The organism is Gibbsiella quercinecans (assembly GCF_002291425.1).
Taxonomy (GTDB): domain Bacteria; phylum Pseudomonadota; class Gammaproteobacteria; order Enterobacterales; family Enterobacteriaceae; genus Gibbsiella; species Gibbsiella quercinecans.
Genome location: NZ_CP014136.1, coordinates 40,779 through 63,465, shown reverse-complemented (window position 1 = coordinate 63,465; position 22,687 = coordinate 40,779). Strand labels below are relative to the sequence as shown.

Here is a 22,687-nt window from a genome sequence, read left to right as displayed (position 1 = left end):
TAAGCAATTGAACGGGCAGTGTAAACCAATTCAACCCTGCTGCCAGCTATCCGTGGCGGATTCTGTGTAAAAAAGCGTTCCAAAGCAGGGTTTATTGGTGCTGATATGCCGGCGGCCCCCTTAGTATGGCTGGGCAGGGGAACGGGCCGTTTGGCATTTTCGCTCGTTTTTTGCCGGTTTATGCACACTTTCGTTTAATGTTTTTTGCTCAGGCTATGTCATGCCGGAGGCGATCTGGTATGATCAGCTGATTCTACTTTCTGATTATCGTCGTTACGGAATATCAAATACATGGTCATCAAGGCGCAAAGTCCTGCCGGTTTCGCGGAAGAGTATATTATCGAGAGTATCTGGAATAATCGCTTCCCCCCTGGCTCTATTTTGCCTGCGGAACGTGAGCTTTCAGAGTTGATTGGCGTAACGCGCACCACCTTACGTGAAGTTTTACAACGTTTGGCGCGTGATGGCTGGCTGACCATTCAGCACGGCAAACCCACCAAGGTAAACAACTTCTGGGAAACGTCCGGCCTGAATATTCTTGAGACGCTGGCGCGCCTTGATCACAACAGCGTGCCGCAGCTTATCGACAACCTGCTTTCCGTTCGCACCAACATCGCCTCCATCTTTATCCGTGCTGCGGTGCGCAATTATCCGGAGCAGGCACAGGAAGTGCTGGCGAAAGCCGCCGAAGTTGAAGATCAGGCTGATGCGTTCAACCATCTGGATTACGAGATTTTCCGCGGCCTGGCGTTTGCTTCCGGCAACCCGATTTACGGCCTAATCCTGAACGGTTTGAAAGGGCTGTATACGCGCGTGGGGCGGTATTATTTCTCGAACCCGGAAGCGCGCAAGCTGGCGTTAAGCTTCTATAACAAGCTTTCCACCTTATGCCATGAGCGGCTGTATGAACAGGTGATGGACACGGTGCGCAGCTACGGTAAAGAAAGCGGCGCCATCTGGCACAGCATGCAAGGCACGATGCCAAGCGATCTCACAGAGGCCCGCCGTTAAAGCGGCCCTTTCGGGCCGCGTGGCGTTGAGTAGGTGGTCTTATCGTTAAAGCGGCGCAGGCCGCGCCGGGCAGCGTTCCAGCAGTTCAACGCTGTTATCCTCGTTTTGCTGTTCCAGAATCACATCAAATCCCCACAGCCGGTGCACATGCTTCATCACCTCGCGGCGGCTTTTATCCAACGGTGCGCGATCCTGCGGGATATAGCGCAACGTTAGCGAGCGGTCACCACGCAGATCCACATTCCAGATCTGGATATTCGGCTCAAGGTTGCTGAGGTTATACTGCGCCGAAAGCTCTTGGCGGATTGCGCGGTAGCCTGATTCGTTGTGAATTGCCGATATCTCCAGGAAATTATTGCGATCGTCATCCAGCACGGTGAACAGCCGGAAGTCGCGCATGATCTTCGGTGACAGGAACTGGCTGATGAAGCTTTCGTCCTTGAAATCACGCATGGCGAAGTGCAGCGTATCCAGCCAGTCTTTGCCGGCGATATCCGGGAACCAGTAGCGGTCTTCTTCGGTTGGCTCTTGGCAGATGCGCTTGATGTCCTGGAACATAGCGAAACCCAGCGCATACGGGTTAATACCGTTGTAATAGGGGCTGTTGTAGGGCGGTTGGTACACCACGTTGGTATGGCTGTGCAGGAACTCCAGCATAAAGCGATCGGTAACCCGCCCTTCGTCATACAGGTGGTTAAGAATGGTGTAGTGCCAGAAGGTGGCCCAGCCCTCGTTCATCACCTGGGTTTGCTTTTGTGGGTAAAAATACTGGCTCACCTTGCGCACAATGCGCAGCACTTCGCGCTGCCACGGTTCCAGCAGCGGGGCGTTCTTCTCCATAAAGTAGAGAATATTTTCCTGCGGCTCGCTTGGGTAGCGGCGCACCTGTTCCGGCACCGCCTCACGATCAACGCGCGGCAAGGTTTTCCACAAGGAGTTCACCTGGCTTTGCAGATATTCTTCGCGGCTTTTCTGGCGCGCTTTCTCTTCCAGCAGTGAAATTTTCTGCGGGCGCTTATAGCGATCGACACCGTAGTTCATCAATGCATGGCAGGAATCCAGCAGCTTTTCTACTTCCTCCATGCCATAGCGCACTTCGCACTGGCTGATGTAGTTACGTGCAAACAGCAGGTAATCCACAATGGAGCTGGCATCCGTCCAACTGCGGAACAGGTAGTTATTTTTGAAAAACGAGTTGTGCCCATAGCAGGCATGCGCCATGACCAGCGCTTGCATCGTGATGGTGTTTTCTTCCATCAGGTAGGCGATACAGGGATTGGAGTTAATCACAATCTCATAGGCAAGCCCCTGCTGCCCGTGCTTATAACGCTGTTCTGTCTCAATGAATTTTTTGCCGAATGACCAGTGGGTATAGTTGATCGGCATCCCAACGCTCGAGTAAGCATCCATCATCTGCTCGGAGGTGATGATCTCAATCTGGTGTGGATAGGTGTCAAGCCGGTAGTGCTTGGCTACGCGGTCAATTTGCTCCAGATAAACCTGCAGCAGATCGAACGACCAGTCTGGTCCATCGCTCAGACGTTTGTCATCCTTAACCTTTTCATATGTTGAAGTAGTCATCAGCGCACCCTCGTTATTAACGGGCTATGCTCATTACGGCGAGCCCTAATTACAAGCGTAGCTCAATCTGGCCGTAGCGAATAATCATATAAAGTTTAAAAATTCAACGGAATGGCGTTGACGGCGTAAAGGGCGGGCAGATGCGCTGAGTTTTTTCTGCTACCGGCATACCCATCCCCACCAACACAAAAATCTCTTAAGTCGCCATTTTGTTAGCATATTGGTCTAATAAAGTGCCAGTGAGCGTTTGATGCCGTCTGTTAGCGGCTTGTTATTCAGTGGCGCTTTTTGATTGATGGCGTTGCTGTCATTGCTAGCGTATTGGCCGTATTTTTCTTCGATACCGGCCATTGGGCGATATCTTATCGCTATTTTTTCCCGGCTATTGCAAAAGCATAGTGCATGAAGGATAAATGAAATGTGACAGTATCGTGTCTAATGGTTAACTTTCTGTTTGGCGATTTCCTCTGGGCTAATCCTTGGTGAGCAGAGGATTATGCTTGGGGTGGCCTGAGCTTGGAGTCTGCTATGCGAGTGGTGATTTTAGGTAGTGGCGTTGTGGGCGTGGCGAGCGCTTGGTATTTGGCGAAAGCCGGTCATGAAGTGACAGTGATTGAGCGCCAACCCGGGCCGGCGCTTGAAACCAGCGCTGGCAATGCCGGGCAGATCTCACCGGGCTATGCCGCTCCCTGGGCTGCGCCGGGGGTTCCTTTAAAGGCCGTCAAATGGATGTTCCAGCGCCATGCGCCGCTGGCGATCCGCCCAGACGGCAGCAGCTTCCAACTGCGCTGGATGTGGCAGATGCTGAAGAACTGCGACACCGCACATTATATGGCGAACAAAGGGCGTATGGTGCGCCTGGCGGAGTACAGCCGCGATTGTCTAAAAGCGTTGCGCCAGGAAACCGGCATTCAGTACGAAGGGCGGCAGGGGGGCACTTTACAGCTGTTTCGCACGGCCCAGCAGTTTGAAAATGCGGCCAAAGATATCGCGGTGCTAAAAGACGCCGGCGTGCCGTATAAACTGCTGGAAGCCGCGCAGTTGGCAAGCGTTGAGCCCGCTCTGGCGCAGGTGGCGCATAAGCTGACCGGCGGCCTGCAACTGCCGAACGATGAAACCGGCGACTGCCAATTGTTTACCCAACGGCTGGCGCTGATGGCGCAGCAGGCGGGCGTCACCTTTTGCTATAACCGCAGCATTGACCGGTTGTTGGTGGAAGGCGATAGCATCGTTGGGGTGCAGTCCGGGGATGAGGTATTTACCGGTGATAGCTATGTGGTGGCGCTGGGTTCTTATTCCACCGGGCTGCTGCGCGATCTGGTCGCGATCCCCGTCTATCCGCTGAAGGGCTTTTCACTGACCATCCCCATCGCCAGTGAGGCCGATGCGCCGGTTTCCACCGTGCTGGATGAAACCTACAAAATCGCCATTACCCGGTTTGATCAACGGATCCGCGTGGGCGGCATGGCCGAAATTGTCGGCTATAACACCGCGCTGGAGCAAAAGCGGCGCGCTACGCTGGAAATGGTTGTGCGCGATCTATACCCCCAAGGCAGCCACGTTGAACAAGCCACCTTCTGGACTGGCCTGCGGCCGATGACCCCGGACGGCACGCCGGTGGTAGGGCGCACCCCGGTGAAAAATCTGTTCTTGAATACCGGCCACGGCACGCTGGGTTGGACCATGGCCTGCGGTTCGGGGCAACTGCTGGCCGATTTGATTTCCGGCGTGGCGCCGGCTATCCCGTTTGAGGATTTGTCGGTGGAGCGTTATCGTACGGGTTATGGCAAGCAGGGGGCGGTGCCGCACAAAAGCGCGCACCCTGTGCGCTAACCTTAATTATCGCTGCCGCCGTGGGCGCTCTATGGCGGCATCAACAGGCTCTAAGGAGAGGCCATGCCCCGCCCAATTACAGCAACACTGCACCTTTCTGCGTTTGAACACAATTTGCAGGTTATTCGCCGCCATGCGTCACAGCCCAATATTTGGGCGGTGGTGAAGGCCAATGCCTATGGTCATGGCCTCCAGCGGGTGTGGCACCGGCTGGCGCAAGCCGATGGTTTTGCCTTGCTGGATTTCGCCGAGGCAATATTGCTGCGCGAGGCGGGCTGGCAAGGGCCGATCCTGCTGCTGGAGGGGTTCTTCCGGGCCGAGGATTTAGCGCTGATCGACCGATACCGATTAACGACCGCCGTGCACAGCGCCTGGCAACTGCAGGCGATTGCCGATGCTAACCTTACGGCCCCGCTGGATATCTATTTGAAAGTTAACAGCGGCATGAACCGCCTGGGCTTCCCTCCTTCGGAGTTACAGGCAAGCTGGCTGCGGGCGCGCGGCATCGGTAATATCCGTTCCATTACGCTGATGAGCCACTTCGCCACCGCAGATGGCCCGGAAGGGGTTGAACAACAGATCGCGACTATTGAGCAGGCGGCCAGCGGTATAGACCTGCCGCGCTGCCTGGCGAACTCGGCGGCGACGCTCTGGCACCCTGAAACCCACGGCGATTGGATCCGGCCCGGCATTATTCTGTATGGCGCATCGCCGACTGGCAACTGGCGCGATATCGCCGGTTTCGGCCTGCAGCCGGCGATGACGCTCAGCAGTGAGATCATCGGCGTGCAACTGGTGCAGCCCGGTGCGCGCGTAGGCTATGGCGGCCGTTATACCGCCAGCGGTGTACAGCGCGTGGGCGTGGTCGCCTGCGGGTATGCCGATGGCTATCCGCGCCATGCGCCCACTGGCACGCCGGTGTGGGTGGATGGTGTGCTGACCCGCACGCTGGGCACCGTATCGATGGACATGCTGGCGGTGGATTTAACGCCGTGCCCGCAGGCGAATCTTGGCGCAGAGGTGGAACTGTGGGGGCGGCGGTTACCGGTTGATGATGTGGCCGCCGCAGCCGGAACGCTGGGTTACGAGCTGCTGACGGCATTAACGGCGCGGGTGCCGGTGGTGGCCGGCCAGTAAACTTCAGGCAATCTTCTCAATATGGCTGGTGCTCTGGCGGCTGAGCTTGCGCGCGTGCAGCGCCAGCAGGCAACTGGTCAGCATCACCAGCGCCAGCGCCAGCTTAGGCGGCAATGGCAACGTCATCGCGATGAGCCCTAGCGCGGCACCGCCCGCCATCTGCACAAAGCCCACCAGCGCAGAAGCGACGCCGGCCTCTGTCGAGTAGGGCTCCAGCGCATAGCTGGTGGCTGGGCCCATGACAAACGCCAGCCCGGCGCAGGACGAAGCCACCGGCAGCATATAGGCCAGCCAGTGGGTTTGCGCGCCGGCCGGCAGCAAGCCCACGCCCAGAAACAGGCCAATGGCGCCCAGCAGCATCAACATGCTGCCGGTGAACAGGCAAACCGGGCGGCCGATTTTACGGATGATGCGGTTAGCAAAGAAGGTCACGAACATAATCCAGAACCCATTGGCGCCAAAAGCGATGGAGAATTGCAGCGGCGTCAGGCCGGCGGTGCCCATCAGTACGTTGGGCGCCAGCGAAACATAGGTCAGCGCCATCCCCATCGCTCCGGCGTTAACCAGGGTGAACCCCAGAAAATGGTGATCGCTGAGGATATGGGCATATTGCCGCAACGGCAACCCACGCACCGGCCGGGTGCCCTCGGGGCGTGTTTCCGGGAAGCGCAGGGCAATCAAGATCATCACCGCCAGAGCGTAGCTCATCAGGAACCAGAAAGGCGCGCGCCAACCGAAGTTTTCCGCCAGCAGGCCGCCTAACAGCGGCGCCAGCGCCGGAACGATATTCAACGTGCCGTTAAGGAAGCCAAACGCGCGCGCGGCATCATCGCCGCTCATTCGATCGCGCACGCCGCTGTAACAGACGACGGAGGTGCAGCAGACCGCCACCCCCTGCAACAGGCGGGAAGCGATAAATACCCCCGGCGAGGTGGCCAACGCCGCCATGGCCGAGCCCGCCATATAGAGCACAATCCCCGTCATAGCAATCGGTTTGCGGCCATAGTTGTCCGCCAGAGGACCGGAAATGATTTGCCCAATGCCCAGCACCAGGATGAAAAGCGGAATGCTGGACTGAATCAGCGTTTCGCTACTGTTCAGGCCGCGCGCAATAGCCGGGATGGTGGGCAGGTAAAGGTCGATCCCCAACGGCCCGAACAATACCAGGCTCAGAAGAAGAAAAAGGTATCTTTGCATAACAAGTCAGCACATCCGAGTGACAAAGGTGAGTAGAGTAGTGACCTTGGCCAGAAAAAGAAAGAAGCAAAGCACAAACCCTGTGTGGCAACGGCAAGGTTTATGCCACTGGCGCTTTCCGATAATACAGGGCTGAAATGGCGTCCGCCACATAGCGTGCCTGATGCTTGGCATCGTCCAGTGCCCGGTGAGGGGTACCTTCAAACGGCCGTTCTTTTTTGGGGTTGAAACCGTGCAATTCTGCCAGGGTAATGATGGTGCGCACATCCTGCGTATCCCAAAAGCGCCAGGGGCAGGGCAGCTCGAGTTGTTGAAATGCATGTTCCAGGATCGTGCAGTCAAACTCCTTGCCGTTACCCCATACCTTGACGTTGTCTGTGGCGTTCATATGAATAAAACGGCTGAAGCTGGATAACACGCGTTTGAGGGTTTCGCTGCCGCCAAAGGCCAGCTTGCGCGCCTCGTTGGATTGCCTGGCCCACCAGGCCACGCTATCGAGGCTGATAGTGCGCCCGGGTTGCGTTTTCTGGCAACTGACGGCGGCTTCAAATTCGGCGCCCAGTTGGCCGGTTTTCGGATCGAAAAATACGGCGGCGACGACCAGGATCACCGCGCTGGGCACGGTGTCCAGGGTTTCAATATCTAACATCAGGTGGTGCATGGGTGATCCCGGCTGGCGTAAGTTTGGGCGATATATTACCGCAAAGCGAGCCAGGATGCGCGTTCAGCCACGCCGCTGGCCCGAGAGATTAGCCAGAGATATCGCCAGGATCGACAGCAGGATCAGCGCGGCGATCGGCGGCAGAACCACCCAGGGTGCGCGCTCGATATAGGGCATGCCTTCAGCCAGAAGCAGCCCCCAATCGGCGCTTGGCGGCTGCGGCCCCAGGCCGAGGAACCCCAGCGCTGCCAATGCCAGTGCGATCCCCGGCAGGCGCAGCATAGCGTGGCGCAGTAGGGTAGGCATGATCGCCGGCAGCAGGTAGTGGGTGTGCGTGCGGAGTGGGCCGATGCCCAAGACTGGCAGCATTCGGATATAGGCCTGCTGGCGCATTTCCGTCAGCAATGAAGCGCAATGTGCGGCCAACGGCGCCCAACTGACCAGTAGCACCGCCACCGCCGCGCCATAGGCGCTGGGGCCGGTTATGGCGATCACCAACAGCCCGGCGATGATCGGCGGCGTGGCGTTCGCCAGCTCAATCAGCCCGCAGGCCAGGCGCGGCAGCATGCCGAACACCAACCCCACCAGCAGCGAAGTAAAACTCACGGCCAGCGCCAGCAGGCAGGTATTGAGCGCGCCGTGGGCCACACGCGCCAGAATATCGCGGCCGGTGGCATCCGCGCCGAACGGCAACGCCAGGCTAGGGGCCTGCAGGCGCAGATGCAGGGAAGAAAAGGGATCGCGCAGCAGGCCGGTAGCCACCATCAGGCCCAGCAGCAGCGCGGCGATGATGGCGATCGGCAGCGCTTTGCCATCCTGCCGCCGTGGCGGCGTATTCGGCAGCACGGCGGCAATCCGCGCCAGCAAGAGGTAATGCAGTGCTTGCCCAGCCAGACCGGCACAAAAGGCGATCGCCAGTAACAGCAAGAGGCCGCACTGCAAGGCCGGCAAATCCTGGGCGATAGCGGCGCCCAGCGTTGCCCGCCCCAGGCCGGGGATGGCAAACACCTTTTCCACCGCCACAGCGCCGCCGGTCAGGCCGATCATTACCAGGCCGATCTGCGGCAGCAGCGCGGGCAGGGTGCGTTGCAATACGGCCTGCAGGCTGCGATACCAAGGGATCCCCGCCAGGTGCCAGGTCTGCAGCCAGCGCTCATTGAAGGTGGCGCTGAGCCCATCGCTGAACAGCAGGCCGAGCAAGCCCCCGGCAGGCAGGCCAAGCGCCAGCGCGGGCAGCACAACGTTATTTAGGCTTTGCCAGCCGTATGGCGGGAACCAGCGCAGCCAGACCGCCCCCACAATCAACACCAGCGACGCCAGCAAGAACTCAGGCAGCGCTGTTAATGTGACGGCCAGCGTGCCCGTCGCGCGTCGGCTATTGCCGTGTAGCCCACGCCACAGCGCTGGTAACGCCAGCAGCAGCGCCACAATCAAGGCCAGCGCCAACGCATAACCCATTAACGCCAGGGATACTCCGGCAGCCTGCATCATTCCCGGCAATACCGGTTGCCCCGAGATCCACGAGTTGCCGGCATCCCCCTGAAACAGATGATAAACCCAGCGGCCAAACAACGCCCATGGGCCGTCATCCAGATCGTAACGCTGGCGAATGGCGGCCAGCGCTTCCTGGGTGGCTTCTTGATCGCCCGAGCGGGCGCGCAACAGGCTGAGCGCCGGATCGCGCCCGGATAACCAGGGCATCAGGCCGACAAACAGCCCCATCGCCAGCAGGGCAGCCAGGCGGGAGAGCTGCGGCAGCAAGGCATGCCTGACGGTTTTCATCGCAATCATGGCGCAATCATGCTGGCAGGCGTGACCAATACGCGCTCACGCGGATCGCGCGCGGCATGCCGCATGTTGGTGGCTTCCCCCTGGATCACCCGTTCATGCAATAGCGGAATGGCCGCGTGGGTGGCGAGAATTTTGTTCTCCGCCGCCATAATCGCCTGGCGGCGCTGTTGGCCTGCCGGGAGCGATGCGGCCTGTTCCAGCGCAGCATCCACCTGGTGATCGCACAGTTGGGAAATGTTGAAGGAGCCGTGGCAGGCAAAATCACTGTACATATAAGCCACCGGATCGCCTGAATCCAGCACCGTTGCGCGGGAAAGAATAAAGGCGTCAAACTTTCCGGCTAGGGCATCGGCTTCGATATGCGCGTATTCACGCACTTCCTGTTTCACTTCAAAGCCGGCGGCGGTGAGCTGCTGCGCCAGAAACACAGCGACTTCCGGCAGTTCCGCGCGATCGCTGAAGGTTGCCAGCGTGATGGTTTTGCCGCCGATCGCGGCAGGCGCAGCGGCGGGCGGTGCCTGGCGTAGCGCGGCGGCCCAGGGCAATGCCGGGCCAAGCAGCCCGGCGGCTATATCGGCGCGCCCTTCGTAGACGTTATCGATCAGCGGCTGGCGTTGGATGGCGGCGGCCGCTGCCGCCCGCACGGCCGGATCGCTGAAAGCGCCGTGGCGAGTATTCAGATACAGGGTGTTGGTGCGCGGCATGGGGACTTCATGGATCAGTGCCGGGTCAATCAGCGGCAGTTGTGAAATGGGCAGCGCTTCCACCAAATCGGCGCTGCCGGTACGCAAGGCGGCGGCACGGGCTGTGCTGTCGGGTACAAAGCTGACGTCGATCCCCGGCGCGGCGGCTTTCTCCCCCCAATAGTTATCGAACCTTTGCAGGCGGGCGCTGCTGGTGCCGTTGATCTCGGTTAACACGTAAGCGCCGGTACCGGCACGCAGTGGATTAACCGTGCCGTTGGCGCCGTATGCCCCGGCGGCCAGGATCGCGAGCTGCGGGCTGGACAGGCGCTGGGGAAGCAACGGATCGGGTGTGGCGCTGCGGATAATCACGGCGTTATCGCCGTCAGCGCTGACGGTCAGTTCCACGCCGTCCAGAATCCGCGGTTTTGGCGCGGCCTGCATGGCGGCCTGGAGTGAGCGCACCACGCTATGGGCATCGAATGTGCTGCCGTCATGGAACTGAACGCCCTGGCGCAAACGAAAACGCCAGCTTTGCGCATCCAGCGGCTGCCATTCGGTCGCCAGCGCCGGCTGTATATCGCCGTTGGCATCCAATATCACTAACGTTTCGCTATTGCTCCAACGCGAAAGTTTGAACGCATCATCACTCAGCGGCGTTAAGCCCGAGCGCGGCGGCTGTAGCATCGCCAGGCGAATGCGTTTTTCATTCGCGCTGGTTTCTTCGGGGGCGGCGGGATCAAAACAGCCGCTAAGTAAGACGCTGCTGACCATCAGGCAGGCGGGGCCAATAAAACGTAGAGGTAACATCAATAGCTCCTTCCGGGGTTAAATATGGGTAGGCAGTTGCGGTATCGCGGCGATCAACGCATGGGTGGCCGCATGCTGGGGGTGTTGCAGCAACGTGTGGGTGGGGCGATCCTCGACGATCGCACCGCGATCCATCACCAGGGTTCGCTGGCACAGGGCTGCGACCAGCGAAATGTCGTGTGAAACGATCAACATGCCCATTTGCTGCTGCTGCGCCAGGCGGCGCAATAGCGCAATCATTTGCTGGCGTAACGGCAGATCCAGCCCGCTCACCGGTTCATCCGCCAACAGAAAACGGGGCTGCAAGGCGATAGCGCGTGCTAATGCCACGCGTTGCGCCTGGCCACCGGAAAGTTCATTTGGGCGCGCATGCGCCAACCGCGGGGCCAGTTCAACCTGTTCCAGTACCCGTTCGGTGATTGCCTGGGCATTTTCCTGCGGCGCGAGTTGGCGCAACGGGGCGGCAATAAGCTGCGCCACGGTATGGCGGGGGTTTAGCGAGGCATGGGCATCCTGAGGCACGTATTGCACCAGCCGGCGGTATCCGCGTAACCGGCGCGGCCTGGCGGCCTCCAGCAACTGTCCCTGGCAATGAATATGCCCGCCGTCTGCTGTTTCAAGCGCCAATAGGAGTTTTAACAGGGTGGATTTGCCGGCTCCGGAGCAGCCGACCAGCCCGATGCACTCGTCGGCGTAGATATTCAGGTTTATTCCCGCCACCCCGATAGCCCGCGGTGAATAACGGCGGCTGACATTTTGCATACTGATAAACGGCATTTCGGCGCGCATGGTTATACCGCCTGGCGCAAACCGTTATGGGCCTGATACAGCTGGCGGGCCGCCGTAACCAGGCTATGGGTATAGGGATGGGCGGGCCGCTGCATGATTTGGCCGATCGGGCCTTGCTCAATCTGTTGGCCGCCGGCCAAGATAACGGCGCGTTGGCACAGTGCAGCCGCAACGGTGACATCATGCGTGATAAACAGCAGCCCTCTGCCGGTGGTGTGATTGGTGTACTGGCGTAAAAGGTCAATCACCTGGTGCTGGCTGACCATATCCAACGCGGTAGTGGGCTCATCGGCGATCAGCAGGCGCTGTTGCCCGCTTAACGCCAGGGCGGCGCAGATCCGTTGGCATTGCCCACCTGACAGTTGGCTGGGGTAGCGCGGCAGAATGGCATTGGGCTCCAGACCGAGCGCTGCCAGCAGTTCGCTGGCGCAGGCATCGGCTGCCCGGCGGCTTATTCCCTGTTGATAGCGCAACGCCATCCCCAACTGTTTGCCAACGCTAACCAGTGGATTCAAGGTGGTGAAAGGATCTTGAAAAATAGCGGCTACTGGCGCCGGGCCGCGTTGCTGCAGGCGCTGGCCGCCGACTTCCCGCCCGCAGATGCGGATGGAACCGCTCAGGACGGCATTGGGCGGTAGCGTCCCCAGAATGGCGCTTGCCGTGAGTGATTTGCCCGAACCAGAGGCCCCCAGTAAACACAGGCTCTCACCGTGTTGCAGTTCAAAACTCAATTTGTTGATTTTGGTTTTGCCATCCAGCACCAGCGTAAGGTTGTTGACGGCCAGCAGCGGTGGAGTGTGTCGGTCCATGATAATATCTACAGGGTGTTAAGTTATGTGATAACATAACATTTCATCCCTTAAATGACCATAGTCACCGCGCCTTTTGTTTTGCATGGGCGAATCGGCGTTGTTCACGGTATGATAGATAAAAGCGACGGTTAGGTTGGGATTGGGGTGAAGACGTTTATTTTCATTTTATGCATGATCGGCTACGTGCTGGTGATCGGCTATTTGGGCTTGTTTGTCACCGACAAGATCTGCGAGAGCGCCGACAATTTCAGTAAACTCTGCCGGCTGGTGGATATTTCAGAGCCCCATATACCCAAAGGCTAATCAGGCTGGTGCGGATGGTTGACCCTGGCTGGGCGATACCCCGCTCAGAATAATGAAAAAAGTAAAACCACAGGCAGACTCAGTGGCCAGGTCAGGCCGATGATTAACGCGCTGATGCAGCGGATTTTGATCGTATCCCGGCTAACCAGGTAGGTAAAAACCATGGAAAATACAAGGCCAAATAAGTAAAAGTATTGTGTTGCTACCCAAAGTTGCGACATGAAAACAGGCTCCTCTTATTATTGTGGCGGCGATTCTAGGAGCAGCCGCCCAGATAATCAATGCTTCATTTTATCTCTGTCATAGCCGCAAAAGTGTCGGGTGGGTCGGCAAAAACCTTTAGTTTTGTGTGCTATTTCCCCGGTGGTGTAATAGGTTTTGCTATCCGGCTTAAAATAATGGCGTTACGGGTATGGCTAATGCTGAGAATATTCTGATAACGGTTTGATAATATTAAGCAGTTGTAATAAGTTGAGCATACGGAAATCACGCAAGGAGATATTATGGGTTTTTGGCGGATTGTATTTACCATTATTTTGCCACCATTGGGCGTACTGCTCGGGAAGGGCTTCGGCTGGGCATTCATCCTTAACATTATTTTGACGCTGCTGGGCTATATTCCTGGGCTGATCCACGCTTTCTGGGTGCAGACCAAGCAATCATAAGCGCAGTATGAGGCGGAAAGCGCCTCCAGAACCTTCAGCGGGGAGTGTAGCGATACACTCCCCGTTTTCATTTTCAAGCGGCCAGGTTTAAAGTTTGATCCCGGCAAAAGACATGAACCCGAGCGACATCAGCCCGGCGGTCATAAAGACACTGCCCAACCCCTGCAGCCCCTTTGGCATATTGGCGTATTTCATCTTCTCGCGCAGGCCAGCCAGCGACACAATCGCCAGCAGCCAGCCGATACCGCAGCCGGTGCCGTAGACAAAAGATTCAGCGAAATTATATTCGCGTTGCACCATAAAGATGGTTGCGCCGAAAATCGCGCAGTGGATAGTCAGTAGTGGTAAAAAGGCACCCAGCGATTGGTGCAACGACGGAACATAGCGATCCAACAGCATTTCGAGGATTTGCACCAGCGCAGCCAGCACGCCGATAAAGGTGATGAAATCCAGGAAGCTGAGATCGACACCTTCAATGATGGCGTTTTCCCGCAGCAGGTAATGATAAATCAGATTATTCAGCGGGGTGGCGATCGCTAACAGCAGCGTAACGGTTACGCCCAGCTTAAATGCCGTATCCACCTTTTTTGATATCGCCAGGAAGGTGCACATACCCAGGAAGAAATTAAGAGCCATGTTTTCCACAAAAACTGCGCGCAAAAAAATCCCCAAGTAGTTTTCCATGTCACCTCCTATTGCTATGAGCGGGCATAATAACACGTGGCAAACCCAGCCGTCTTTGACCAAGCGCCGGTTTGGCGCACCCGATCCGGCGGCGAGTTATCCCGTACGAAAACCGGTGTAAAAAGCGTGGTTTTAGAGCATCTGGCTTAATCCAGAGCGCCGGTAAAATCATCTGGGATTCGTCTGGCGCCTCCGTATACCGGCAGTAGCGATGCCGCGGTGAAATTAAACTAACCTATTGAATATAAATTATATGTTTATGCATATGAATTTCATATGGCGTAAAATTAAACAATTTATTGACAACCAAACCCTGCCTGGCGAATGATGAATACATAAATTTAACATTGTTGACAATCTACTATATTACTGAGCTGGATTATCAACAATCAACGTTATTGAACGGTGTTTTGCGGGGTTAGGTTGATGAATCACGTCAAAGATAACTTTCTCCATTGTATGCGGCGGCTGGCCACCACGGTCTGTGTTATCACCTGTCGGCATGAAGGCGTCCCTTATGGCATTACCGCCACCGCGGTGACTTCCTTATGTTTTGATCCCGTGGCCGTTCTGGTGTGCATCAACAGTTCGTCCAGCCTGTTAACGCCATTGCTGGCGCAGAAAAAATACTGCATCAACCTGCTGAATAAAGAGCATGCCGCTATTTCGCAACGCTTCAGTACACCGCAGCCGCCGCATGAGCGCTTTGCCACCGGCGAATGGCGCAGTAACCCGGCGGGCGTGCCTTACCTGGCCGACGCCCAGGCGATGCTGTTTTGCGAACTGGACCAAAGCGTGCCTTATGCCACACACCACATTGTGATCGGCCGGGTGAGCGACTGCCAATACCGCCATGAGATTGCACCGCTTATCTACCAGAATGGCGCTTACGTCACTTCTGTCCCGTTATCCAACGCCGGCTCGGATTAGCCATTTTTGCCGGGCCAACCATTACCAGAGCAGGAGAAAAAGATGCAACTTGGATTATTCAGCCTGATGACCTTGCGTGATCATCCGGCAGGGGTGAAGGGCGTTATGCGCGATACCCAAACCATGGTGAAGACGGCGGAAGAAGTGGGGTTTGATATTGCATGGTTTGCCGAACACCATTTCGCCAACTACTCCAGCAGCCCATCGCCGCTGCTGATGGCTGCCAACGCCGCTGGCTGGACGACCAAAATTAAGCTGGCGCCCGGCGTATTGGTTTTGCCGCTTTACCACCCATTGCGCCTGGCGCAGGAAATTGCCACGGTTGACGCCATGACCGATGGCCGGCTGGTTTTGGGCATGGGCACCGGCTATCAGCAGTATGAGTTTGATCGTTACCATGTGGCGTTGGATAAGAAGGTCGACATTTTCCTTGAATACTGGGATGTGATTGAACAGGCCCTGGTCACCGGGGAAGTGGAATACAATGGCGAGCATATTTCGATTCCTCATACCACGTTTGCCATCAAATCCTATCAGTCGCCGTTGCCGCCTTTATTTGTTACCACATCGCATCCACGGTTATTGGCGCGGCTGAATAAATGGCAGGCGGTGCCGTTCCATGCTGCCAGCACGCTGGGCTCACCGGTATTGTATAAAATGGTCGAGGGGCTGAACCAAAGCTGGGAGAGCCTGGGTGAGAATCCGGCGACCAAACCGTTGGCCATTATGCAATATGTCCACGTGACCGACAGCCGCTCTGAAGCGTTGGAGGCGGCCGAACGCGCGCGCTATGTTGGCCGCATGGCAAATCATTTACGCAAGGCGCAATTGCCGCTCGACGCCGATGGCTACATCCGCAACGAAGCCTTTGAAGGGGAATATACCCTGGAGCAATATGCCGACAATATGGTGGTCGGCGATGCCTATCAGGTGGCTGAAAAGATGATTGCTGATATTAAAAAGCTAAATCCGTTAAATTACACCTGTAATTTCCAGTTTGGTTGTATGCCGTTAGCGCGGGCGCAGAAATCGCTCTATCGCTTCAGTAAAGAAGTCATACCGTTAATTGAGAAAGAATTAGGCCCGATTGCTGATATCGGCCGTAAATAATTAGACCTGCCTGTTTGTTACCGATTATTGCCTTGCATGAGAAGTGACTCGGACGAATATTAATGGAGCTATAGCTATTATTAATTAAACCATCGCGGGGAATTTATTATGTTTAATCATACGAAAAAGTCAGCCGTTTTTATTGTGTTAACAGCCTTGTTTCTTACCCATGCGGCCCAGGCCGAATCGACGCTGGATGCTGTTATTAAAGCCAAGAAATTACGCTGTGCCGTGGTGCTTGATTCCCCGCCTTCAGGGTTTATGACGCCTGACAATAAACCTGATGGGTATGACGTGGCTTATTGCCAGGATATGGCGAAATCCCTGGGGGTGGAGCCGGTTATTGTTCAGACGCCGGCTTCAGATCGTATCCCTGCGCTGGTCTCCAAACGGGTGGATATTGTCGTTGGCTCGACCACCATCACACCGGAGCGGGCGATGACGGTGGCATTCACCCAGCCCTATGTGAATTACACCGTTACCGTAGTAACGCGCAAAGACACCGGCATCACCAATTACGAACAGCTGCGCGGCAAAAAATTGGGGGCGGTCGTGGGTTCTACCTTCGAACAGCTGTTTAACAAAGAGTTGCAGGGGCGTTGGAAAGATAGCGGCACCAGTTACATCGGGTTTGCCAGCGATACTGAAACCTTTATGGCGCTGCAGCAGGGCAAAGTGGATGCAATTTTGCAGGCCTCCGCCGTTTATAACACCTTGGCGGCCAGCGGCCAGTTCCCGACGTTTGCTACCGGCGGCCTGGCACCGCTGGCGGATATGGATGGGCTGGTGGTTCGCCGGGGCGATCAGGAATTCCTCAATTGGGCCAAAGTGTTTGTCTGGCATCAAGTGGTTTCTGGCCGCTATGCTGAACTGTATAAAAAATATATGGGGGACGGCCCACTGCCTGCTCTGAATATGCCAGGCGTGGACTTCTAGACCGCACGCTGTATCCGTATGATTAATCAGGGTGTGCCCATGCAGGATTATCAATTTTACTGGTCGATTGTTTTTGCCGCCTTGCCGCAATTATTGTCCGGCGCCTGGGTTACATTGCAGATAACGCTATTATCCGTCGTCTTCGGTATGGTGTTTGCCATACCGATGTCTGTAGCGCGGCAATCCAAGAAAGGCTGGGGCTATTATATTTCCAGCGGGTGGGTTGAATTATCCCGCAATACGCCGGTTTTGTTCCAGGTTTATCTGATGTATTTCGGACTTGGCGCATTGGGAATAAATATCTCAAGTTACCTTTCGGTGTTAATTGCCATCACCTTTAATAATGCGGGGTATCTGGCGGAAATATTCCGTGGCGGGCTGAAAGCCATTCCGCGCCAACAAATGGCGACGGCACGCTCATTGGGCATGAATCAGCGCCAGGCTTTTCAGCATGTGATTTTCCCGCAGGTATTTAAGGTGGTGTTTTTGCCTTTTGTAACCCAAGCCGTGTGGGCAATGCTGAACACGTCGCTGGGGATGCTGGTGGGCCTGCGGGAACTCTCTGGCGCAACCCAGTATGCGCAGTCGGTTAGCTTCCGTACCTTTGAGTTCTTTATTGTCACTGCTGGCATTTACTACGCCATCGCTAAAATCATTCAGTTTGCTGCGATGGGCGCCTTCAGACTGATGTATCGGAGGTAAAAGATGCAATTTGTGCTTGGATATCAGCCGCTACAGTGGGCCGACAGTTGGTTTCTGCTGCAGGGCGCGTTGAATACCCTGGCGATGGCCGGCACTGCCGGGGTGATTGGCACTTTGTTGGGTATCCCACTCGGCTGGGCTCGCGCCGCGTCATTTAGCTTTCAATTATTAAGCGCGCCGTTGGTGGATATTTTCCGCAGCGTGCCGATGATTATAACGCTGATCATCTTCAATAGCATGTTTTCTATGCTCAATATGCCGCTTTCGCCTTATGTGTTGGGCAGTCTGGCGTTGGGGATCTGGATGGCTGTGGTCACGTCTGAAGTGGCGCGCGCCTGTTTCCAGTCCGTGCCTCGTTCCTTCCGGCACAGCGCGCGTTCGCTGGGGATGAGCGCCTGGCAGGAGCTATGGCATATCTCGTTGCCACTGGCGCTGCGCAATGGCCTGAGTGCCTGGGTGGGGCTGCTGCTGAGCCTGATCAAAGACAGTGCGCTGGCTGGGGTGATCGGCTATGTCGAGTTCATGCGCGCCACGCAGACGCTGATTACCCGCACCCATGAAACCTGGTTGCTGTTGTTGGGCACTGGGCTGTTTTATTTCCTGATCTGTTATCCCATTTCCCGTTACAGCCGTTATCTGGAGGAGAAGGTGGCCATATGATTGAAATCAAAAATGTACAGAAAACCTATGGGGCGGTCAGCGTGCTGAAAGGCATCGATCTCACCATTGATAAAGGGGAGCTGGTTTGCCTGATCGGCGCCAGCGGATCGGGAAAATCCACGTTGCTGCAGTGCATTAATGGCCTGGAAAATATCCAGGGCGGCGAGATTGTTGTTGATGGCGTCAGCGTGCATGCCGGCGCGACCAATATCAACCAACTGCGCCGCAAACTGGGCATCGTTTTCCAGCAGTACAACGCCTTTCCCCACCTCAATGCGCTGGAGAATGTCGCGCTGGCGCCGCAGGTGGTGGCAAAAATGGGGAAAAAACAGGCCACGGCGCTGGCGCACAAACACCTGGAGCACGTTGGCCTGGGCGCGAAAGCCAGGATGATGCCGTCCCAGCTTTCCGGCGGCCAGCTACAGCGTTTGGCGATTGCACGGGCGCTGGCGATGGAGCCCTCATACATGCTGTTTGACGAGGTGACTTCAGCGCTCGATCCCGAACTGGTGGGGGAAGTGCTGGCGACCATGCGGCTGCTGAAATCGGAAGGTATGACCATGGTAGTGGTGACGCATGACATCAACTTCGTGCGCGAATCCGCCGATCGTGTGGCATTCCTGCATCAGGGTAATGTGTGTGAAATCGGCAGTGCCGCTCAGGTGATCGACCAACCTACACAGGAACAGACACGCAAATTTTTGCGGCGTGAAAGCCGCGGTGAACAGGCCGCTTGAGCGGCAGCAACGCATAGCGTTTTTCGAGGATATGGCGAACATGATGACATTCGATCTGACGGGCAAGACAGCATTGGTTACCGGCGGTGCCAGCGGTATTGGTTTTGAAACTGCAAGGTTGATGGCGCGCAGCGGCGCCCTGGTGGCGATTAATTATCTGCCGGACGATCCGCGTGCAGGCCAGGCACTGGCTGCGTTGAAAGAAGAAGGGCTAGCGGTGATCGGCGCGCCGGGCGATCTTGCCGACCCTACGCAGGCAGAAGCGATGGTGCAACAGGCCATCGCTGATCTGGGGCACCTGGATTTGTTGGTGAATAACGCCGGTACGCCGGGGGTAAGTAAACCGATTCCGATACAGGATCTGGACGCGGTGAGCGAAGAGTTATGGCAGACGATAATGAACATTAACCTGATGAGCGTGTTCCGCTGTTCTAAAGCGGCGGCGGCCGGCCTGAAAGCCAGCGGCGGGGCGATTGTCAACACCGCATCGATTGCCGGGTTCGGCTCGATTGCCAGCACCATTGCTTACAGTGCGTCCAAGGCCGCTGTGATCAACCTGACCAAAAACCTGGCCCATGCGTTGGCACCGGAGGTGCGGGTGAATGCGGTGGCGCCCGGTTCGGTAGAAAGTTCGTGGGCGATCGAATGGTCTGATGAGCGGCGGGCCAGCACCATCGCCGCCACGCCGTTAAAACGCTGGTGCGTGCCGCAGGATGTTGCCGAGCTGATTGTTTATCTTGGCTTTGCCGGCAGTATGATCACTGGCCAAACGGTAATTATTGACGGCGGTGTCTCGCTGTAGCCTCTATGGCAGCCATTTTATTGCCCGCTAACAAGTTTATTAGCGGGCAATGTTATTTGCGGCCGTTTGTTCTTTCTCCAGGAGCGCCATATATCGCGCCACTGCCTTGGCAAATTTGTCTTTCCAGATGAGCAGCGCTTTATCAATATCCCGCGCTTTAATCGCATCAAGTAGCCCCACAACATAATTAATGGCGTCGGACTCACGTTCCGTGTAGACGATACCGGTGAGGTTATTGAAGCGCTGCACCTCCACCGTGGTTTCTGCAAAATAGCGCGCGCAGCGCGCCAGCCCGCTGGCGGCAACAATGGTTTCCTGGAACTCAAGATCGTTTTGTATGGTGGGCTGCTGGTTTTCTTGGCGCGCCAGTTTTACCGCTGCATTCGCCATTTTTTCCAGTGCTTTTATCACATCTGGCGTGGGCAGTTTCGGGTTGGCATGAAAAGCTTTCAGCGCCAGTTCGCCTAATGCGGAACGGATCGCATAAACTTCCAGGATATTGGCCGGCTCCAGTTTTGCCACTACGGCCCCGCGATTGGGGCGCACTTCCACCAGGCCTTCCTGGCTCAATCGGCGCAGCGCTTCGCGTATCGGATGGCGCGATACGTTAAGCTCGTCAGTAAGATTTTTTTCAATCAAGCGATCGCCGGGCTTAAACAACCCCTTGATGATGGCGTTGCGGATCTGATCGGCGGCGTGTTCCGAGCTGGCGATATTGTTAACTGGTACGAGTATTTTCCTGCTCACGACATCTTTTTTTATTGCCATAATGGACCCAGGCGCCCCCCCATTAAACGAACAAAATCAGCATAGCACGTCTCGGGCAGGCAAGGTAGAAATTGGTAGATTGTCTACAATTTTCCGGAAGGTAGCCCCCATGGCTCGAGGGTTTGTTTATGTTCCGTATAATTGAATGAGGTTTTCCAAAGGGATCTTACTGATGAAAGGACGTATCATTATTGCTGTTTGCCTGTGCATGTCTCTACTTTCTGCTTGCAATACCAAGCCTGGGAACGATCTGGTTGATGACCTATTTAAAGGTCTCACCGATACTGGTAGCAAGGCCACAAGTCCAGATAGTAAGGCAAGAAACTATATGTATGTCATTATGCAAGCGATTCAATTGCACATGGTAGATATTGAGCGATTCGCGGGTAAGACATGTAATCTTAAAGTTAACTTGGATAGCAGTGGTAAAGTGACGGACATAACCGCGTTCGAAGGTGACCCTCTACTATGTGAAGCAGGAATAAACGGTATTAAGGCAGCGGATATTCCAGCCCCGCCAGATGAAGAAGTTTACCAAGCTTTCAAGACATTTATTATCGAGCTTAAACCTTTGTAATTGATTTGATTCTGTTGAAAAAAACGTAAGCGTCAAGCCAGTGCCGCCTTTCTGAATCCGAAATATCTGACAGGATAGTGTCCACCAAATTATCCCTGTTGCCATTGATGACGGCGCATCCGGTCATGACCGCTGGCGCATCCGTTACCCCCGGCCGACGACAATATCTCGTGTGAGGTCGTTTTCCGGCAAGGAACGCTGCGGCTTAGCGGGAACATCAACATTGCGTTCCTAAACCTGCTGATACAGGCGCTGAAACGATGATATCGCTCCCGTCTAGGCACCAAGATTTGGCTGGTCGCTGGACCCGCCGTCATGCGCAAGTCCTTCAATGGGCTGGGCGAGCAGACGCACGCGCTGGACGAAAACCCATTCTCCGGCCACCTGTTCATCTTCCGGGGACGCCGGGGCGTACGGTCAAAAACAGAAGAGAAAACCGAGCGCCTGAGTGCGCAGGTGGAAAAGCTGAACCGAATGCTGTTCGGCACCCGCTCCAAAAAGCTGCGCCAACAGGTGGAACAGGTCACTGTTCAACGCGCTGAATGAGTGGATAGAGGAAAAAGCGGCCAGGTTGTCGAAAAAGTCCCGGTTGGGTGAGGCGTTCGGCTACGTGCTGAACCAGTGGGATGCGCTGTGCTACTACTGGGGTGACGGACTGGCTGAACCGGAAACAACCCGGTGGATTAAACCAGCCCTGACATCCTCGCTTCGGCGGGGTTTTTGTTTGTGAAAAAAAATTTATGAGAATGGAATGGAAACTGTGATCTGAATCAAAATGATATACATCCAACTTAAGGGATATTAAGTATGTAAATATTACTTTCAAGTGGCGGTTTTATGGCATTAAGAGACTTTTTTGTACAGACAGAACCTCGTAGACGGCATTATGGTGTTGCATTGTTTATTGGGATTATTTCAGGTGTGGTTTCGGCATTTGTAAAATGGGGCGCTGAAGTACCCCTTCCTCCGCGTAGTCCTGTGGACATGTTTACCAGTGCGTGTGGGCCAGAATCATTAATTAGAGCAGCTGGGCAGATCGATTGCTCAAGGAACTTCCTCAACCCTCCATATATTTTTCTACGCGATTGGCTGGGATTGGCAGACCCTAATGCAGCTGTCTATACCTTCGCTGGGCATGTTTTTAACTGGGTTGGCGTAACACACATCATATTCTCCATCGTGTTCGCCGTTGGGTATTGTGTCGTTGCAGAAGTGTTCCCTAAAATTAAGTTATGGCAGGGGCTGCTAGCTGGCGCACTTGCACAGCTATTTGTCCATATGATTTCATTCCCACTTATGGGCTTAACCCCACCACTTTTCGACCTTCCATGGTATGAAAACGTTTCTGAAATCGTTGGTCACTTAATATGGTTCTGGTCTATTGAGATAGTTCGCCGTGATCTCCGAAACAGGATTACGCGTGAACCTGACGCAGAGATTCCTCTAAATTCCGCGTTCAGATAAACTGAGCTACACACATCAAGAACCCGCCAACAGTGCGGGTTTTT

General features: G+C 55.7%; 25 protein-coding genes and 2 pseudogenes. 16 read left to right on the top strand and 11 right to left on the bottom strand.

Annotation, left to right across the window (positions count from 1 at the left end):
* The first annotated feature begins 291 nt into the window (after positions 1 to 291).
* On the top strand, positions 292 to 1,011 hold the full coding sequence (gene fadR / locus ACN28Q_RS00360; RefSeq protein ID WP_095844511.1) for a fatty acid metabolism transcriptional regulator FadR: 720 nt from the start codon (positions 292 to 294) through the stop codon (positions 1,009 to 1,011).
* Positions 1,012 to 1,056: 45 nt separating this feature from the next.
* On the opposite strand, the gene ACN28Q_RS00355 is transcribed toward fadR, so the two are convergent.
* Positions 1,057 to 2,592, bottom strand: coding sequence for a SpoVR family protein (locus ACN28Q_RS00355; RefSeq protein WP_095844510.1), 1,536 nt, complete (start codon positions 2,590 to 2,592; stop codon positions 1,057 to 1,059).
* 225 nt (positions 2,593 to 2,817) lie between these two features.
* Positions 2,818 to 2,943, bottom strand: coding sequence for a hypothetical protein (locus ACN28Q_RS00350; RefSeq protein ID WP_257790437.1), 126 nt, complete (start codon positions 2,941 to 2,943; stop codon positions 2,818 to 2,820).
* 177 nt (positions 2,944 to 3,120) lie between these two features.
* On the opposite strand from ACN28Q_RS00350, the gene ACN28Q_RS00345 reads away from it, so the two are divergent.
* Together ACN28Q_RS00345 and dadX are read left to right on the top strand one after the other, a co-directional pair.
* Positions 3,121 to 4,425, top strand: a complete 1,305-nt coding sequence (locus ACN28Q_RS00345) for a D-amino acid dehydrogenase (RefSeq protein ID WP_095844509.1) — start codon at positions 3,121 to 3,123, stop codon at positions 4,423 to 4,425.
* Between the two features lie 63 nt (positions 4,426 to 4,488).
* Positions 4,489 to 5,562, top strand: coding sequence for a catabolic alanine racemase DadX (dadX, locus tag ACN28Q_RS00340; RefSeq protein ID WP_095844508.1), 1,074 nt, complete (start codon positions 4,489 to 4,491; stop codon positions 5,560 to 5,562).
* 3 nt (positions 5,563 to 5,565) lie between these two features.
* On the opposite strand, the gene ACN28Q_RS00335 is transcribed toward dadX, so the two are convergent.
* The 6 genes from ACN28Q_RS00335 to ACN28Q_RS00310 form a co-directional block, all read right to left on the bottom strand.
* Positions 5,566 to 6,759 (bottom strand): multidrug effflux MFS transporter, encoded by a 1,194-nt coding sequence (locus ACN28Q_RS00335; protein ID WP_095844507.1) that lies wholly within the window; start codon positions 6,757 to 6,759, stop codon positions 5,566 to 5,568.
* 100 nt (positions 6,760 to 6,859) lie between these two features.
* Positions 6,860 to 7,420 carry a 3'-5' exonuclease gene (locus ACN28Q_RS00330; protein WP_095844506.1) on the bottom strand — a complete coding sequence of 187 codons (561 nt, stop codon included), beginning with the start codon at positions 7,418 to 7,420 and terminating at the stop codon, positions 6,860 to 6,862.
* 63 nt (positions 7,421 to 7,483) lie between these two features.
* Positions 7,484 to 9,211 carry an ABC transporter permease subunit gene (locus ACN28Q_RS00325; RefSeq protein WP_230469591.1) on the bottom strand — a complete coding sequence of 576 codons (1,728 nt, stop codon included), beginning with the start codon at positions 9,209 to 9,211 and terminating at the stop codon, positions 7,484 to 7,486.
* Positions 9,208 to 10,704 (bottom strand): ABC transporter substrate-binding protein, encoded by a 1,497-nt coding sequence (locus ACN28Q_RS00320; RefSeq protein WP_095844505.1) that lies wholly within the window; start codon positions 10,702 to 10,704, stop codon positions 9,208 to 9,210. Before ACN28Q_RS00320 ends, ACN28Q_RS00325 begins: the two co-directional genes overlap by 4 nt.
* A gap of 18 nt (positions 10,705 to 10,722) precedes the next feature.
* The gene (locus ACN28Q_RS00315) at positions 10,723 to 11,493 is read right to left on the bottom strand and encodes an ABC transporter ATP-binding protein (RefSeq protein ID WP_095844504.1); all 771 of its coding nucleotides are present in this window, start codon (positions 11,491 to 11,493) and stop codon (positions 10,723 to 10,725) included.
* Positions 11,494 to 11,495: 2 nt separating this feature from the next.
* Positions 11,496 to 12,302, bottom strand: coding sequence for an ATP-binding cassette domain-containing protein (locus tag ACN28Q_RS00310; RefSeq protein ID WP_095844503.1), 807 nt, complete (start codon positions 12,300 to 12,302; stop codon positions 11,496 to 11,498).
* Between the two features lie 147 nt (positions 12,303 to 12,449).
* Here ACN28Q_RS00310 and ACN28Q_RS00305 point away from each other — a divergent pair, with 147 nt between their 5' ends.
* Entirely contained in the window at positions 12,450 to 12,608 is a 159-nt protein-coding gene (locus tag ACN28Q_RS00305) for a hypothetical protein (protein WP_165906989.1), read from the top strand.
* Positions 12,609 to 12,652: 44 nt separating this feature from the next.
* On the opposite strand, the gene ACN28Q_RS00300 is transcribed toward ACN28Q_RS00305, so the two are convergent.
* Positions 12,653 to 12,829, bottom strand: coding sequence for a GhoT/OrtT family toxin (locus ACN28Q_RS00300; protein ID WP_095844502.1), 177 nt, complete (start codon positions 12,827 to 12,829; stop codon positions 12,653 to 12,655).
* 282 nt (positions 12,830 to 13,111) lie between these two features.
* On the opposite strand from ACN28Q_RS00300, the gene ACN28Q_RS00295 reads away from it, so the two are divergent.
* Complete coding sequence (locus ACN28Q_RS00295; protein ID WP_095844501.1) at positions 13,112 to 13,273, top strand: YqaE/Pmp3 family membrane protein; 162 nt, start codon at positions 13,112 to 13,114, stop codon at positions 13,271 to 13,273.
* Positions 13,274 to 13,360: 87 nt separating this feature from the next.
* On the opposite strand, the gene nqrE is transcribed toward ACN28Q_RS00295, so the two are convergent.
* Entirely contained in the window at positions 13,361 to 13,957 is a 597-nt protein-coding gene (gene nqrE / locus ACN28Q_RS00290; RefSeq protein ID WP_095844500.1) for an NADH:ubiquinone reductase (Na(+)-transporting) subunit E, read from the bottom strand.
* 426 nt (positions 13,958 to 14,383) lie between these two features.
* Between nqrE and ACN28Q_RS00285 the strand changes: the two genes are divergently transcribed.
* The 7 genes from ACN28Q_RS00285 to ACN28Q_RS00255 all read left to right on the top strand — a co-directional run bounded on the left by ACN28Q_RS00285 (position 14,384) and on the right by ACN28Q_RS00255 (position 19,834).
* Entirely contained in the window at positions 14,384 to 14,887 is a 504-nt protein-coding gene (locus ACN28Q_RS00285; protein WP_095844499.1) for a flavin reductase family protein, read from the top strand.
* Positions 14,888 to 14,929: 42 nt separating this feature from the next.
* The gene (locus ACN28Q_RS00280; RefSeq protein ID WP_095844498.1) at positions 14,930 to 15,997 is read left to right on the top strand and encodes an LLM class flavin-dependent oxidoreductase; all 1,068 of its coding nucleotides are present in this window, start codon (positions 14,930 to 14,932) and stop codon (positions 15,995 to 15,997) included.
* Between the two features lie 108 nt (positions 15,998 to 16,105).
* On the top strand, positions 16,106 to 16,933 hold the full coding sequence (locus tag ACN28Q_RS00275) for a transporter substrate-binding domain-containing protein (RefSeq protein WP_095844497.1): 828 nt from the start codon (positions 16,106 to 16,108) through the stop codon (positions 16,931 to 16,933).
* Between the two features lie 39 nt (positions 16,934 to 16,972).
* Positions 16,973 to 17,635, top strand: a complete 663-nt coding sequence (locus ACN28Q_RS00270) for an amino acid ABC transporter permease (protein WP_095848852.1) — start codon at positions 16,973 to 16,975, stop codon at positions 17,633 to 17,635.
* Between the two features lie 3 nt (positions 17,636 to 17,638).
* Positions 17,639 to 18,295, top strand: a complete 657-nt coding sequence (locus tag ACN28Q_RS00265) for an amino acid ABC transporter permease (protein ID WP_095844496.1) — start codon at positions 17,639 to 17,641, stop codon at positions 18,293 to 18,295.
* Entirely contained in the window at positions 18,292 to 19,032 is a 741-nt protein-coding gene (locus ACN28Q_RS00260) for an amino acid ABC transporter ATP-binding protein (protein WP_095844495.1), read from the top strand. The genes ACN28Q_RS00265 and ACN28Q_RS00260 overlap by 4 nt, the downstream gene beginning before the upstream one ends.
* Before the next feature lie 40 nt (positions 19,033 to 19,072).
* The gene (locus ACN28Q_RS00255) at positions 19,073 to 19,834 is read left to right on the top strand and encodes an SDR family NAD(P)-dependent oxidoreductase (protein WP_095848851.1); all 762 of its coding nucleotides are present in this window, start codon (positions 19,073 to 19,075) and stop codon (positions 19,832 to 19,834) included.
* A gap of 39 nt (positions 19,835 to 19,873) precedes the next feature.
* On the opposite strand, the gene ACN28Q_RS00250 is transcribed toward ACN28Q_RS00255, so the two are convergent.
* A complete protein-coding gene (locus tag ACN28Q_RS00250) occupies positions 19,874 to 20,602 on the bottom strand; it encodes a GntR family transcriptional regulator (RefSeq protein WP_095844494.1) in 729 nt (242 codons plus the stop codon).
* 172 nt (positions 20,603 to 20,774) lie between these two features.
* Here ACN28Q_RS00250 and tolA point away from each other — a divergent pair, with 172 nt between their 5' ends.
* The 4 genes and pseudogenes from tolA to ACN28Q_RS00230 all read left to right on the top strand — a co-directional run bounded on the left by tolA (position 20,775) and on the right by ACN28Q_RS00230 (position 22,643).
* Positions 20,775 to 21,179 carry a cell envelope integrity protein TolA gene (tolA, locus tag ACN28Q_RS00245; RefSeq protein ID WP_165906988.1) on the top strand — a complete coding sequence of 135 codons (405 nt, stop codon included), beginning with the start codon at positions 20,775 to 20,777 and terminating at the stop codon, positions 21,177 to 21,179.
* 260 nt (positions 21,180 to 21,439) lie between these two features.
* A pseudogene (gene tnpB, locus ACN28Q_RS00240) lies at positions 21,440 to 21,590 on the top strand (IS66 family insertion sequence element accessory protein TnpB); the annotation flags it as partial.
* 100 nt (positions 21,591 to 21,690) lie between these two features.
* Positions 21,691 to 21,849, top strand: a pseudogene (locus ACN28Q_RS00235) (IS66 family transposase); the annotation flags it as partial.
* 167 nt (positions 21,850 to 22,016) lie between these two features.
* On the top strand, positions 22,017 to 22,643 hold the full coding sequence (locus ACN28Q_RS00230; protein ID WP_095844492.1) for a YagU family protein: 627 nt from the start codon (positions 22,017 to 22,019) through the stop codon (positions 22,641 to 22,643).
* Positions 22,644 to 22,687 lie beyond the last annotated feature (44 nt).